Raw genomic sequence first — 13,940 nt, forward strand, 5'->3', positions numbered from 1 at the left:
TTATCATTATAAGTAACAAGCCTAGAGTCAAAAATAGTGCCAGTAAAGGCTAGTGAATGCAAGCCATAACCCATGACACAGTGAACTTAGCCCGTTATCAATTACTCTTTCATTTAACTGCCAAAACCCATGTCAACTCTGCAAGTTATACCCTTTATCAGCGATAATACAGTACCGCTTATACTACAGCGAGTAGATGGTGAGCTTACCCAGCAAGGATATGTCCCGCTTAAAGCGCGACGTTTGGGTTATGAGGCGTCTGCGTCAGATACGCCTTGCTATCAAGGCATGACTCAGGCGGAGTATAAAAATGGCGTTTATATGATTAAATGGCAGTTGCAGCCGCTATCTACCAGTGCTGACTCGAGTCTAGATGTTGAGATGGCTCATATAAAACAGCTACAGCGGCTAAGTGTATTGAATCAAAGCTTAATGCCCTATCAATTTATAAAAGTAAGCACCATTCAGATACAAGATGAGTGGTGGCAGCTTAGCGGTTTGGTTATGCCGTATTTTGAGCAAGGTAGTATAAAAGATTATTTAGTCACTCAGTCGCTAACAGAGATTCAAAAGCTGCAACTGATTTTAAGTGTGGCAAAAAGTATCGCAAGCTTGCATCAGGCCGGATGGATCCATGGGGATATCAAGCCCAGCAATTTTTTGATAGCTATGCCGAAACACAAAAGACCAGATGCTGCCTCTGACTGGCAGGTTGTCATGATAGACTTGGCCTATGCGCAAGCCATTGATCGGCCGCTTTTTGATGATAGCAGCGTTATTAATAACAGCCTTAATAACAGTGTTAATAATAGCCTTAATAACAGTGTTAATGATAAGGCTGCACTGAGTGTCATGCAAAATCATCCTAGAGGAACCGCTGCCTATTTAGCCCCAGAATGCTGGCAGGGGCAGACTGTTTCAGTTCAAAGTGATGTCTATGCTTTTGGGATCATGCTGTATGAGATGCTGGTCGGCAGCAGGCCTTTTACCGTTGCTAAGGCTCAAGATCTGCGGCATTCATCGAGGCTGTGGGCTGTGGCACACTGTCAAACGCCTGTGCCTTTGCTACCGAGCCAATATCAGCATTGGCAATCGTTAATCGATCGGCTACTTACCAAGCACAGCCAGCAAAGGCCTAACAGTATGGATTGTGTGATTGAGGTATTAGAACAAGCGCAACATGCGCTATAATCGAGCAAATAGATATCTTCTGTCCGTTTGAAAATTAACTTTAAAATAAAATGTCATCCTAAAAAAGGCGCTAATTATGTTCTTGGTCGTACAAAGCGATACTATAAATATTCATGATATCAGCAGATTATCTCGTGAAGGCCGTACTATTATTGTTTACTTTATCAGTGGTAATACACCCGCCACTTACCATTATGAGACAGATAGTGATGCCTCTGAAGTTGAGTATAAAATATTTAAGAGTTTAGAGGAAAAGAAGTTGGTGGTTTAGCTTTATGAGCGGGGCGACGACAGTGCGAATAAGACAATACAATAGCGAGGTAGCGTCGCCCTTATCCCCTTAATCCCCTTATATTGGGTTTAAATTTCAGACAATAAAAAACCCGCTTTAAAAGCGGGTCTTTTATTTAATATTTGGTCTAAGAACAACTAACCGGATAAATGGTGGGGCTGGAGAGACTCGAACTCTCACACCTCTCGGCGCCAGAACCTAAATCTGGTGCGTCTACCAATTCCGCCACAGCCCCATTTATCATCACATTAACTTAAATTAATGCTTACTGGGTTAGTGCTTCTCAGTGGTTGTGTATTATATACATTTAAAATCACTTGGCAAGTATTTTTTATCAGCCGATATTAAAAAATAATCAATTTTAATCAGATTAATCGACTTGGGCGCTGAGGCCTACGTATAGCCAATAAAAACCGTAGCCAATAAAAAACCCGCTTTAAGGCGGGTCTTTTATTTAATATTTGGTCTAAGAACAACTAACCGGATAAATGGTGGGGCTGGAGAGACTCGAACTCTCACACCTCTCGGCGCCAGAACCTAAATCTGGTGCGTCTACCAATTCCGCCACAGCCCCATTTATCATCACATTAACTTAAATTAATGCTTACTGGGTTAGTGCTTCTCAGTGGTTGTGTATTATATACATTTAAAATCGCTTGGCAAGTATTTTTTTTAATTTTTCGACGTTTTTTAAGGTTAAATCGCAAACAGCGTTAGTTTTTATAGCGTTTATGCGATTTTGGCTTTCAATAAACGCTCTATTAATCACCCTCTAACCCAAGCAGCTTTATCTTGCGAGTTAAGGTATTGCGCCCCCAGCCGAGTAGGTCAGCAGCTTCACCTTTTCGACCTTTGCTGTATTCAAGCGCCACGCGAATCAATATTTTTTCAAATGTGGGAGTGGCCTGCTGCAAAATTTCGGTTTGTCCTTGCTGCAAAGCGGTATGGGCCCAATTTTGTAGCTGATCTTGCCAGCTATGGGCGCTGTTCACTAAGGCGGGCGGTGTGATGGTGACTGAGGCGGTGCTGGTTTGTCGGTGCTCATCAGACTGAGCGGTTGCTGCAAAGCTTGGAGAGTTGCCTTGTGTATAAGACGCCGCAGATGCAGTGGTGCTGGGTGCGGCAAAACCTGGGCTATTATTTGGCAGGTTGCTGAGAGTTTGCATACCTTGGCCCTCTAGTGCTTCAGGGTTTGCGGCATGAGCCAGATAGTGCTGTGCAAACTCGGTTAAATCAGGAGGCAAATCCTCCACACCGAGCCTCTCTCCTGTGGCCATCACGGTAATCCAGCGGCAAGCATTTTCAAGTTGACGTACATTTCCTGGCCAATCAAAGGCTTGCATAATATGTAGCGCCTCTGTAGTCAGCTGTTTTTTATCGGTTTTCATCTCAGTGGCCGCTTTGCTCATAAAGAACTCAACCAAATCAGGTATGTCATCGGGGCGCGCTCGTAGCGGCGGTAGCGGCAGTCGAATGACATTTAAGCGATAAAATAAATCTTCACGAAACTTGCCTTCTTTCACCAATTGTTCAAGGTTTTGGTGGGTAGCGGCAATGATGCGCACATCGACAGTAATCGGCTTTTGACCGCCCACTCGAAAGAATTCACCATTGGCCAAGACCCGTAGCAGCCGAGTCTGGGTACTAAAAGGCATGTCACCGATTTCGTCCAAAAACAGTGTCCCACCATTGGCCTGCTCAAAGCGGCCATGTCGCAAGGTGGTGGCGCCGGTAAATGCCCCTTTTTCATGACCGAACAGCTCAGATTCTATTAACTCGTGCGGAATAGCGGCCATATTAAGCGCAATAAAGGGCTTTTTTTGACGCGGTGAGTTTTGATGCAGCGCACCGGCCACCAGCTCCTTGCCCGTGCCTGACTCCCCGGTGATTAAGACAGTAATCGGCGAGGAGGCCAAGCGGCCAATGGCACGAAACACAGTTTGCATTGCTGGGGATTGACCGATGATGGGGGTAGATTCGCTTGCCGCTGAGGCTTTAGTCGCTACAGGGGAGCCTTTTTTGGTAGCAGGTTGTTTTTTTATCTCTGATGACGGCGTGGTATTAGGGCGCTGCATAGCCTCTTTTTTATCTGAAGCAGCACTTGGCACCTCTGAGTCTTCTGCCACTATGGCGTTGTCTACTAAGACCGCTGCCGGATTGGTGGTAATGGCTTTTTTAACCACACAGATTGCATGATCTAAATCAAAAGGCTTGGGCAGATATTCAAAAGCACCGGTGTCATAGCTGTCAACTGCGGATTTTAAGTCTGAGTGAGCCGTCATGATAATGACAGGTAGGCTGGGGAAGTTGGTGTGCATCCACTGACTAAAAGACAGTCCATCCATCATCGGCATGCGAATGTCAGTTAATATCACATCAGGCAATATGTCTTTTGGCTCACTGCCATTTAATACACTATTTAACCTAGCCCAGGCCCCTTTGGCATTGCTAAAAGCTTGCACTTGCAAGCCGGCATCACTAAAGGAGTCCTCTAAAATAAGTCTTAAAGCAGGATCATCATCGATTAACCATAAGCTGTGTTTTGTTGTCATTGTCTGAGTTTCCATTGTCGTGAATATTTAGCAAGTAATTGGCAGTTTGCAGAGGATAACTTTTGCAGAGGATAACTAAGGGGCAGGGGGCATCCTCTATTTGCAGCTTTGAGTCCAGCTCATCAGTGAGCATCCGGCGCCGCCTTCGGTGTTAATTGCAGCGGCAAATAAATATTAAACTGGGTATCCCCGGGCTGTGAATGCACCTCAATAGCGCCCTCATGACTATGCAAAATCTCTTGTACTAAGGCCAATCCAAGCCCCGTACCATTAGCACGCCCCGTCACTAAAGGAAAAAATATGCGACCAATTAAATCGCTATCAATGCCGGCGCCATTGTCTTCAATACTCACTTTAATCACTTGACGATGATGCACTGTGCCAATGGTGTATTGATGCTCAATGCGGGTGGTAACTTTAAGCTGTGGCTGATAGTCAGCAGCAAGCAGACTGGTGTCTTGCTCAAGCATCGCCTCACACGCATTGTTAACTAAGTTCAAAAATACTTGAATCAGCTGGTTTTTATCGGCGGTAAGCTCTGGTAGCGATAAGTCATAATCGCGCTGGATGCTGACTTTAGGATACTGAGTCTGTGTTAATAGCAGCACATGCTCTAGCGGCTCGTGGATATTTATTTGCTGCAAATCAGGCAATTGATTGGAGCCCAAGAGCTGTTCAATAAGCTGGGTGAGCCGATCGGTTTCGCTGATGACAATATTGGCATAAGTGGTCAGTTTTTTGGCATCCACTTGCGTCATCTCGCCTAACTGATCTGAGGGCAATTTAGTATGCTGAGTTTGCTTGATTAATAGCTGCGCTGCCCCGCGAATACCCGCCAATGGGTTTTTGACCTCGTGCGCCACTGAGCGTAGCATTTCACGAGATACATCGTGCTGCTCTTGTAGCCGCTGCTCTTTATCTAGCCGGCTTTGGCGATCGCCTTGCCATATCTCAATCAAAAAATAAACCCGATCCTCTTGCTCGATAGGCGTCACGCTATAATGCACATATAAAGGATAAATAACGCCTCGAATATGACGGCTGTATTCAATAAAAGGCTGGCGATAATCACAAGCATTGTGAAACTGAGTACGCAGCTTGTCTTGAGCCTCTGCTAATTCGGCTACACTCAGCTCTGCACCACTTTCGTTGGCACTGGGCATCAGTAGCTGCAGTACATTAAGCCCGATAAGACGGGTCTTACTGACCGATAACAACTGCTCGATTTGGCCATTTACCCATTCGATAGTCAGATCATCAGCGACCCAGAGCACACCGGTATAGAGGTTTTGCAGTAATAAAAGGGTATTTGAGGGGGCCATAAATATGCTTTTAATAAGAGTTATGATAAAAGGTGCAAGAATAGTACCAAGTCCTATATCAGCTTAATCCACAACTTGCGCCAAATTGGCTCATCTTACTTAGCCAATCCGCTAAGCTTGTGCTCATAAATAGTGCAAATAAGGGTGATATTGATTTATTTTAGTGCATAACTAGTCTTGTTAATGTTGTTTTTTGACTATTTTGCTCTAAATCATAACGTTACTATGACCAAGGGGGTAGCAGGCAAGATGAGAGGTTATATAGGCTGCTTGATGCCACATCCCGCTGGGTTTAGTAGATGAAAAACATATGAATAACGCATTCGTGCTAGTATAGCGGTGTTAAAATTCGTACAATGCACCACAAAATTTTAGTGTTAGCACACTACCTCAATGTCATGTCAGTTATGTCAGCCTATCTTCTTTCAATCCACTATTCTTAAAAGTATTTGTCTATGCCAAGCAAAAACCCAGCCGATACGGTTTCTATCTATGTGCCAGGTGCGTCCATCAATTCTCAAACAGCGTCAGACAGCACTCAACCTGCTGCCAGTGCTTATCATCACAAAGCCAACCACAATCAAAATCGCAGTATAGAACAAAGTGCTCAGCAAGCCGCTGAACAGTCGCTGCATACTGACGAAATTGTGGCGCCAAAAGTGGGCTTTGTCTCATTGGGCTGTCCTAAGGCCTTAGTCGACAGTGAGCGCATTATCACTGAGCTGACCCGTGATGGGTACCGTGTTGCCTCAGATTATAATGGTGCCGACTTAGTGGTCGTTAATACCTGTGGTTTTATTGAGTCTGCAGTGCAAGAATCACTCGATGCCATTGGTGAGGCACTTAATAAAAATGGCAAAGTGATTGTCACCGGCTGCTTGGGTAAAGATGCGCAAAAAATCCGCGACATGCACCCTGCTGTACTGGCAGTGACTGGTGCTCACGCTTATGACGAGGTCATTACGGCAGTATCAACACATGCCCCCATGCCTCAGGCTATTCAAGATAAAAAAGCTTATGATCCCAAAATTGACTTGATTGACTTAGCTGGCGTGAAGCTCACGCCAAGTCACTATGCTTATCTTAAAATCTCAGAGGGCTGTAACCACCGCTGTACGTTTTGTATCATTCCAAGCCTACGTGGGGACTTAGTATCACGTCCTATTGAGCAGGTAATGGGCGAGGCGATGGCGCTAAAAAAAGCGGGCGTGAAAGAGATTTTAGTCATCTCACAAGACACCTCAGCTTATGGCGTTGATTTAAAATATAAGACCTCTTTTTGGGACGGTATGCCGCTTAAGTCTAAGTTTTTTGACATGTGTCAAGCATTGGCAAAAGTAGGTATCTGGGTGCGTCTACATTATGTCTATCCTTATCCGCATGTGGATAAGGTGGTCGAGCTTATGGCCAAGCCTGGCGACCGCGGTGGCTTACTGCCGTATTTGGACATTCCTTTGCAGCATGCCAGTCCAAGCGTTCTAAAAGCCATGAAACGCCCTGCGCACAGTGAAAATACGCTGGCTCGTATTCAAAAATGGCGCGAAATTAATCCCGATATTGTGATTCGCTCTACCTTCGTGGTCGGATTCCCAGGAGAGACAGAAGAAGACTTTGAGTACTTGCTTGAGTGGTTAAAACAGGCCAAGCTTGATCGAGTGGGCTGCTTTACTTATTCAGAAATTGAAGGTGCGGTGGCCAATGACTTGCCAAATCCAGTGCCTGAAGCGATAAAACAAGAGCGTTACGAGCGCTTTATGGCCGTACAGCAGCAAATCTCTGAGCAAAAACTGCAAGAAAAAGTGGGCAAAACCATGACCGTATTGGTCGATGAGATTGACACAGAAGAGCAAATTGCCATTTGTCGCAGCTATGCTGATGCCCCTGAGATTGACGGCCATGTATATGTCGATAATATCGTGCAGAACGGCATGATGATGGTTAAGGTTGGTGATATGCTGACGGTCACCATCGATGAGGCCAGTGAGTATGATTTATTTGCCTCTTATGATGCGGTGCAAGCTTTGGCTTAAGGCACTTGTTACCTATTTTTTAGCTGCGAAGCTTTGGCAAAATCAAGCTCAGCAGCCGTTTATCGGGCTATGGACTGCCCCAGTATCAAAATAGCGCTATAAGCAGATAGCGTTTTTTGGTAAACTTTACCGAATTTAGCTTAATTTTTCGTTCGTTTTTTATTTGGCTGAATATTTACTCTTCTATTTAGTTTTTATTTGGCTTTGAGAAGGCTTTTAGCCAGCCAAAAATGTCGCAAAAAATGCAAGCCTAATCCATAGTAACTAAATTGGTCCAAACAATATAGCAAGGTGCCTTATGTCTGACAAAAACCCGCAGTATTCACGTATTTTACTTAAGCTATCAGGAGAAGCCTTAGCTGGTGGTCTGGGAATGGGAATTGATACGTCCGTTCTGGACAAAATGAGCCTAGCCATTGCTCATTTGTGCGGTTTGGGGGTGCAAGTAGGTATCGTTGTGGGCGGCGGCAACTTATATCGTGGCAGCCAACTTCAAAAAGAGGGGTTGGTAGGGCGTGTTACAGGCGATCAAATGGGTATGTTGGCGACCGTAATGAATGGTCTGGCCATGCGTGATGCTCTAGAGCGCCGCAATATTAATACCCGTTTGATGTCTGCACTGCCTATCGGTGAGGTGACTGAAAGCTACAGTAGCCGCAATGCCATTCGTTATCTAAAAAATGGGGATGTGTGTATCTTTGTGGCTGGCACCGGCAACCCATTTTTTACCACTGATACCGCCGCTTGCTTACGTGGCATTGAGATTGAAGCGGGCGTTATCCTAAAAGCCACTAAGGTGGATGGCGTATACGATAAAGATCCTAGTGAGCATGCAGATGCCAAGAAGTATGATGCGCTGACCTTTGATGAAGTACTTGAGCAAAAACTTGGGGTTATGGATTTAACGGCCATTGCCTTATGCCGTGAGCACAATGTGCCGCTACAAGTATTTGATATGAATAAGCCTAATTCGTTATTGAACGTAATTATGGGTGAAAATGAAGGCACGCGCGTTTTTCACTAAGTCGCTGATAGCCACCCATTGGTTTTACTGAGTTAAATAATAACCCGGCTACTTTGATCGTTAGTGGCTCAAAACCGTTAATGGCTCAAAATAGTCGGACAAGCTTGATTGATAACTGTTTAGCTATAAAGGATAGATTATGATTAATGATATTAAAAAAGACGGTGAAGACCGTATGAAAAAAACCCTAGAAGCATTAGAGAATGCTTTTAGCAAAGTACGTACTGGCCGTGCCCATCCCGGCATGCTATCTGGGGTAATGGTGAGCTACTATGGCGCTGATACGCCGCTAAACCAAGTGGCCAGCGTTAACGTTGAAGACTCACGTACGCTATTGGTTCAGCCTTTTGAGCGCTCAATGGTACAAGCTGTAGACAAAGCAATTCGTGAGGCGGACTTGGGTCTAAACCCAATGACAGCCGATGTGATTCGCGTGCCTATGCCTGCATTGACGGAAGAGACCCGCCGTGACATGCAGAAGCTTGCCCGTGGTGAAGCCGAAAACAGCCGTGTGTCTATTCGCAACGTACGCCGCGATATGCTTAATGATATTAAAGAGTTGGCTAAAGAAAAAGAAATCAGTGAAGATGACGAGCGCCGCGCCAGTGACGACATCCAAAAAATCACTGACAAATATATCGCAAGCATCGATAGCAAGCTTGAAGCCAAAGAAAAAGAGCTGATGGAAGTATAAGTCAAGCCATAACACGCAAGCTGTGCCAAGCTAATTGGTGAGACGCTAATGAGCACCGCTGTGGTTGATAATGACCCAAAACAGCACAGCCTTGCAGAAAACCTAGCGGACCGGCTCAAGTGAGTGGTTCGCTAGGTTTGCCTTATTAGGTTGTATTGAGCCTATGTCTTAAGGGCTAGCGCTAGGCAGATGTTATTCCTATTGCTCACTTAGATCTAGGCTAATGCAACCCACATTCACCAAGACAATCAGATAAAGATTATTATGACTGAGCCTGTATCTTCAAATCCCCTAAACCCTGATGATTCCCTGACTGTGCCTGCAGTATTGCCCAAGCACATCGCCATTATTATGGATGGTAACAACCGCTATGCAAAAGCGCATGGCATGGCAAAGGGTCAAGGGCATGTGGCGGGCAAAGAGTCTTTAGATCCGCTGGTCGAGTACTGTGTAAAAATCGGTATTGAGGTCCTGACTGTTTTTGCCTTTTCGAGTGAAAACTGGCAGCGTCCGCCCAGTGAAGTGGCATTGTTAATGCGCTTATTGTCGGCTACCATTACCGAACAGATGCCGCGGATGCAAAAGTATAATATTCGTTTAAGATTTATTGGTGATAGAAGTCAATTAAGCGAAGAGCTGCAAGCACAAATGGCGGATGCAGAAGCAAAAACGGCTGCTCATGACGCGATGACCTTGGTGATTGCGATTAGTTATGGTGGGCAATGGGACATTGCCAATGCAGCGCGTCAGTTAGCGCAGCAAGTGGCCCAAGGGGCATTGGCGGCTGAAGATATCACTGTGGCCACTTTGGGTCAAAAGGTGCAACTGGCTGATGTTCCCGACGTGGATATGCTCATTCGTACGGGGGGCGAGTATCGAATTTCTAACTTCTTATTGTGGCAATCAGCTTATGCCGAACTGTTCTTCACCGACACACTCTGGCCTGATTTTGCTGCCAAAGAGCTCAATAGCATGTTGTTTGAGTTCTCCCGCCGTCAGCGCCGCTTTGGTAAGACCAGTGAGCAGGTAGAGGGTAGCGTACAAAGCTCAGCAGATACACATGCTAAGTGATGCTCTGGTGATTTATGTGGTAAAAGTCATGTATCAAAATTAAGGGGACTTATCTAGACTCCTTAAAGCATGATGCAATCATAATTTGAACCCCAATCATAAAATAAAAAAGGTATCTAGTATGTGGACACGCATTAAGACGGCTATCATCTTGGTCATTATTGTGGGTGTCGCAATATTTACTGATCAGTCCAAAGTCTCTGTTCAGCCTTATTTATTTCTAGGGCTTATGGCAGTTGGCGTGACTATTGCCAGCTATGAGTGGACCAAGCTTATGCCTAAGTGGCATGTGCCGGCACTGTTTGTGGTGTTGGTGTTGGCGATAACCATGGCAACTATGATGTTGCCAAACTCTTGGCCGGCTTGGTGGAGCGCTTCTACTTTGATTTGGCTGATGGCTTTGTCTTGGGTAACTCAGTTTCCAGCCACCACCGGTTGGTATGGTAAGCAGCTATCTATACTGGGCATGGTGCTGTTAACGGCTGCCATTAGCGCCATGTATTATTTATGGCTGCAGTCACCTTGGTGGCTGATGTATGTGTTTTTGCTGGTGTGGTGCGCAGACAGTGGGGCTTATTTTGTGGGCCGCAAACTTGGTAAGCGCAAAATGTCGCCCAATGTCTCTCCAAATAAGAGTATGGAGGGTCTGGCAGGTGGTCTAGCGACAGGCTTCATAGTGGTTATTGCCATCAGCTTCTTTAAGCTGCAATTGACGACCACTCAGCTTGCCTTATTCGTAGGCTTGTCTTTGGTGACCATACTGGCGTCAGTACTGGGTGATTTGTTTGAATCTATGCTCAAGCGCCAAGCTGGGGTGAAAGACTCTGGCAGTATTTTGCCAGGTCATGGCGGCGTATTAGACCGCATTGATTCGCTACTTTCTGCCACCCCCATCTTTGCTTTGGGCTTTTGGGGCCTGCAATACTCAGGCCTGTTGGCATTTGGCTAATATTTTTATTACCCACCCCATTTATGTGGCCTGTCTTTAAGGCAACTGTTAAGGCTGTTTGAGATCAGCACTGCTTTGAACTCACAGCCTTATTTTTTAGTATTTTATTTCTTCAGACGTATTAAAGGTACCTTATGACCCAACGCATTGCCGTACTCGGGGCAACCGGCTCCATCGGTGACAGCACTTTGTCTATACTAGCGGCTCACCCTGAACATTATCAAGTTTATGCCTTATCCGGTCATGGCCGTTTAGACAAGTTATTTGAATTGTGTCAGCAGTTTCGTCCTAGCCGTGTGGCAGTACCAGAGAATAAGGTAGATGATTTTGCCACACGTTTAGCCGCCGCTCAGATAGCTTGTGAGGTGGTGGGCGGACAAGCTGGCCTTGATGATATTGCGCTAGACCCTCAAGTGGATACGGTGGTTGCGGCCATTGTGGGCGCAGCAGGGCTTGCCTCAACTTTGAGTGCGGCCAAAGCTGGTAAACGGGTGCTACTGGCCAATAAAGAGGCGCTAGTGATGGCCGGCAGCTTGATGATGCAAGCCGTACGCGACAATGGTGCTACCTTATTGCCGCTAGATTCTGAGCACAATGCGATCTTTCAATGTCTGCCACCTCAAATACAACAAAACAATACCGCCATTCACGACGCCAGTCATGGGGTAAAAAAACTGTGGTTGACTGCCTCAGGGGGACCGTTTTTAAATAAAACTTGGGAGCAGATGCAGGCGGCCAGCGTGAGCGAAGCGGTCAAGCACCCCAACTGGTCTATGGGGCAAAAGATATCGGTTGATTCAGCCACTATGATGAATAAAGGGCTTGAGCTGATTGAAGCTTGTCATTTATTTGATTTGGCAGAATCACAAATCAATGTGGTTATCCATCCGCAAAGCATCATTCACTCTTTGGTGGAGTACTGTGATGGCAGCTTCTTGGCACAGATGGGCAGCCCTGATATGCGCACGCCTATTGCCCATGCTCTGGCTTATCCCAATCGCATAAGCGCTGGTGTTGAATCTTTAGATTTATATCAGCTGTCGTCTTTAGAATTTATTAAACCAGATTTGAAAAAATTTGCTTGTCTAAAACTGGCCCGTGAGGCCATGCAGTCAGGGCAGGCGGCCAGCATCACACTTAACGCTGCCAATGAAGTGGCGGTAGAGGCATTTATAAAACAGCAAGTTTCATTAACCGACATTGCATTGATTAATGCTCAGGTATTAGACAAGATGCTTGGCAAAGATAAGTCCGTTGCGGGCCATGCTGATATCAGCGTTCGCCAAATAACTGAGTTAAATGATATTTTGATGATAGATAAAATTGCTCGTGAGCAAGCCCAACTAGAGGTTATGGCATGTCGCAATTAATGACCATGTTATTGTTCTTTTTGGCCTTTGTGGCCATATTAGGGCCACTGGTCGCTCTGCACGAGTGGGGGCACTATATTGTGGCACGTATGTGCGGCGTAAAAGTGCTGACTTACTCTATCGGCTTTGGGCCAAAGCTTGCCAGCTGGACCAGCAAAAAAACCGGTATTAATTATCGTCTCTCAGCACTGCCGTTAGGCGGCTATGTGAAGATGCTAGATGAGCGCGAAGGGGCAGTGGCTGAGCATGAAAAGCACTTGGCCTTTAATAATCAGCATCCGCTAAAAAAGATTGCTATTGTGGCAGCAGGGCCCGTGATGAATTTTATCATCGCCATTGCGCTGTTCTCAGTGCTGTTTTTGGTACCAAGCGAGCAGCTTAATACCCGAATAGGCTCAATCTTACCGGACACGCCGGCCGCTACCGTTAACTTGCCCAAAGGCGACAAAATTATTGCCGTTGACGGACACAAGGTTCAAACTTGGGAAGAGATTAATTACCGCTTGGCCGATCGTATGGGTGAAAGCGGTGCCGTGGGGGTTACCTTACAACAAGTAGCGCCAAGCACCGATACCCAGACAGCGGCGCTCTCCTCTGCTGCACGCTCTGAGACGATGCAGGTTGAGATACCCATTAAGAACTTTATGCAGGGCGAAGACTCAGGAAAAGACACGTTAACCAGTCTTGGGGTGATGCCTTGGCAGCCGCACATTGAGCCCATCATCGGTCAATTGACTCAGGATGGTGCCGCCATTCGTCAGGGTATGAAGGTCGGCGATAAGATAGTGGCCATCAATGATCAGCCTATTAATGATTGGCTGGATGCGACCCGTATTATCCGTGCCAATCCAGAAACCTTGCTAAGCTTCAAGGTGCTACGAAAGGATGCGCAAGGACTTGAAAAACCTGTCATGCTTCAAATTATGCCCCAGGGCAAAAAAGCGACCGCCGGTCAGACATATGGTCAAATTGGGGCAGGCGTGAGCCCGGTTGAGATTGTAGTACCCGATGATTATAAAACGATGGTATCCTACGACCCTATCAGTGCAGTAGGTAAAGCCTTTGCTAAGACCGGTCAGCTGGCGACCATGACCTTAAATTCTATGGGTAAAATGATCACAGGTAAGGTGGGACTTGATAACTTATCCGGCCCAATAACCATTGCCGTTATCAGTAAACAAAGCTTTGAAATCAGTTGGGAGCAAGTGCTGGCCAACGCTGGCCTTATCAGCCTAAGCTTGGCTGTGCTAAATCTGCTACCCATTCCGGTATTAGATGGCGGTCACTTATTATATTACTTAATAGAGCTGATTCGAGGTAAGCCGGTGTCAGAAAGAATGCAAATTATTGGCTTTAATATGGGCTTTTTGTTCTTGCTGGCGTTTATGATATTGGCAATTACCAATGACTTTAGTCGTTATTTTTAATCAAAATTACTGGATTTT

The 13,940-nt window shown here is 45.8% G+C and carries 11 protein-coding genes and 2 tRNA genes; 9 read left to right on the forward strand and 4 right to left on the reverse strand.

The genetic code is table 11. From position 1 onward, the window contains the following. Positions 1 to 129: 129 nt before the first annotated feature. Both JMX92_RS06415 and JMX92_RS06420 read left to right on the forward strand, forming a co-directional pair. Positions 130 to 1,191 (forward strand): protein kinase domain-containing protein, encoded by a 1,062-nt coding sequence (locus tag JMX92_RS06415; RefSeq protein WP_201544563.1) that lies wholly within the window; start codon positions 130 to 132, stop codon positions 1,189 to 1,191. A 76-nt stretch (positions 1,192 to 1,267) separates the two neighbouring features. Beyond that, the gene (locus JMX92_RS06420; RefSeq protein WP_041773346.1) at positions 1,268 to 1,462 is read left to right on the forward strand and encodes a hypothetical protein; all 195 of its coding nucleotides are present in this window, start codon (positions 1,268 to 1,270) and stop codon (positions 1,460 to 1,462) included. A 171-nt stretch (positions 1,463 to 1,633) separates the two neighbouring features. On the opposite strand, the gene JMX92_RS06425 is transcribed toward JMX92_RS06420, so the two are convergent. From JMX92_RS06425 to JMX92_RS06440, 4 genes are all read right to left on the reverse strand, one after another. Next, positions 1,634 to 1,718 (reverse strand) — tRNA-Leu (locus JMX92_RS06425). A gap of 254 nt (positions 1,719 to 1,972) precedes the next feature. Further along, positions 1,973 to 2,057: transfer RNA gene (locus tag JMX92_RS06430), tRNA-Leu, on the reverse strand. Positions 2,058 to 2,244: 187 nt separating this feature from the next. Next, the gene (locus JMX92_RS06435; protein WP_201544565.1) at positions 2,245 to 4,035 is read right to left on the reverse strand and encodes a sigma 54-interacting transcriptional regulator; all 1,791 of its coding nucleotides are present in this window, start codon (positions 4,033 to 4,035) and stop codon (positions 2,245 to 2,247) included. 122 nt (positions 4,036 to 4,157) lie between these two features. Continuing rightward, entirely contained in the window at positions 4,158 to 5,357 is a 1,200-nt protein-coding gene (locus JMX92_RS06440; RefSeq protein WP_201544567.1) for a two-component system sensor histidine kinase NtrB, read from the reverse strand. A 455-nt stretch (positions 5,358 to 5,812) separates the two neighbouring features. On the opposite strand from JMX92_RS06440, the gene rimO reads away from it, so the two are divergent. The 7 genes from rimO (at position 5,813) to rseP (ending at position 13,922) form a co-directional block, all read left to right on the forward strand. Continuing rightward, complete coding sequence (gene rimO / locus JMX92_RS06445; RefSeq protein WP_227675288.1) at positions 5,813 to 7,387, forward strand: 30S ribosomal protein S12 methylthiotransferase RimO; 1,575 nt, start codon at positions 5,813 to 5,815, stop codon at positions 7,385 to 7,387. Between the two features lie 298 nt (positions 7,388 to 7,685). Next, positions 7,686 to 8,411: a UMP kinase gene (pyrH, locus tag JMX92_RS06450; RefSeq protein WP_011961019.1), complete on the forward strand. Its 726-nt coding sequence runs from the start codon at positions 7,686 to 7,688 to the stop codon at positions 8,409 to 8,411. 139 nt (positions 8,412 to 8,550) lie between these two features. Next, a complete protein-coding gene (gene frr, locus JMX92_RS06455) occupies positions 8,551 to 9,105 on the forward strand; it encodes a ribosome recycling factor (RefSeq protein WP_110816855.1) in 555 nt (184 codons plus the stop codon). 264 nt (positions 9,106 to 9,369) lie between these two features. Beyond that, on the forward strand, positions 9,370 to 10,176 hold the full coding sequence (uppS, locus tag JMX92_RS06460; RefSeq protein WP_201544569.1) for a polyprenyl diphosphate synthase: 807 nt from the start codon (positions 9,370 to 9,372) through the stop codon (positions 10,174 to 10,176). A gap of 121 nt (positions 10,177 to 10,297) precedes the next feature. Beyond that, the gene (locus JMX92_RS06465; RefSeq protein ID WP_201544571.1) at positions 10,298 to 11,125 is read left to right on the forward strand and encodes a phosphatidate cytidylyltransferase; all 828 of its coding nucleotides are present in this window, start codon (positions 10,298 to 10,300) and stop codon (positions 11,123 to 11,125) included. A gap of 134 nt (positions 11,126 to 11,259) precedes the next feature. Then, complete coding sequence (gene ispC / locus JMX92_RS06470; protein WP_110816853.1) at positions 11,260 to 12,495, forward strand: 1-deoxy-D-xylulose-5-phosphate reductoisomerase; 1,236 nt, start codon at positions 11,260 to 11,262, stop codon at positions 12,493 to 12,495. Next, positions 12,495 to 13,922, forward strand: coding sequence for an RIP metalloprotease RseP (rseP, locus tag JMX92_RS06475; RefSeq protein ID WP_201544598.1), 1,428 nt, complete (start codon positions 12,495 to 12,497; stop codon positions 13,920 to 13,922). Before ispC ends, rseP begins: the two co-directional genes overlap by 1 nt. Positions 13,923 to 13,940 lie beyond the last annotated feature (18 nt).

The sequence above is a fragment of the Psychrobacter sp. H7-1 genome (genome assembly GCF_904846585.1).
Taxonomy (GTDB): Bacteria; Pseudomonadota; Gammaproteobacteria; order Pseudomonadales; family Moraxellaceae; genus Psychrobacter; species Psychrobacter raelei.

What these genes read in the sequence shown, in the direction of transcription:
- JMX92_RS06415 (WP_201544563.1), top strand. Translation starts at nt 130, where the DNA reads ATGTCAACTCTGCAAGTTATACCCTTTATCAGCGATAATACAGTACCG.
- JMX92_RS06420 (WP_041773346.1), top strand. Translation starts at nt 1,268, where the DNA reads ATGTTCTTGGTCGTACAAAGCGATACTATAAATATTCATGATATCAGC.
- JMX92_RS06435 (WP_201544565.1), bottom strand. Translation starts at nt 4,035, where the DNA reads ATGACAACAAAACACAGCTTATGGTTAATCGATGATGATCCTGCTTTA.
- JMX92_RS06440 (WP_201544567.1), bottom strand. Translation starts at nt 5,357, where the DNA reads ATGGCCCCCTCAAATACCCTTTTATTACTGCAAAACCTCTATACCGGT.
- rimO (WP_227675288.1), top strand. Translation starts at nt 5,813, where the DNA reads ATGCCAAGCAAAAACCCAGCCGATACGGTTTCTATCTATGTGCCAGGT.
- pyrH (WP_011961019.1), top strand. Translation starts at nt 7,686, where the DNA reads ATGTCTGACAAAAACCCGCAGTATTCACGTATTTTACTTAAGCTATCA.
- frr (WP_110816855.1), top strand. Translation starts at nt 8,551, where the DNA reads ATGATTAATGATATTAAAAAAGACGGTGAAGACCGTATGAAAAAAACC.
- uppS (WP_201544569.1), top strand. Translation starts at nt 9,370, where the DNA reads ATGACTGAGCCTGTATCTTCAAATCCCCTAAACCCTGATGATTCCCTG.
- JMX92_RS06465 (WP_201544571.1), top strand. Translation starts at nt 10,298, where the DNA reads ATGTGGACACGCATTAAGACGGCTATCATCTTGGTCATTATTGTGGGT.
- ispC (WP_110816853.1), top strand. Translation starts at nt 11,260, where the DNA reads ATGACCCAACGCATTGCCGTACTCGGGGCAACCGGCTCCATCGGTGAC.
- rseP (WP_201544598.1), top strand. Translation starts at nt 12,495, where the DNA reads ATGACCATGTTATTGTTCTTTTTGGCCTTTGTGGCCATATTAGGGCCA.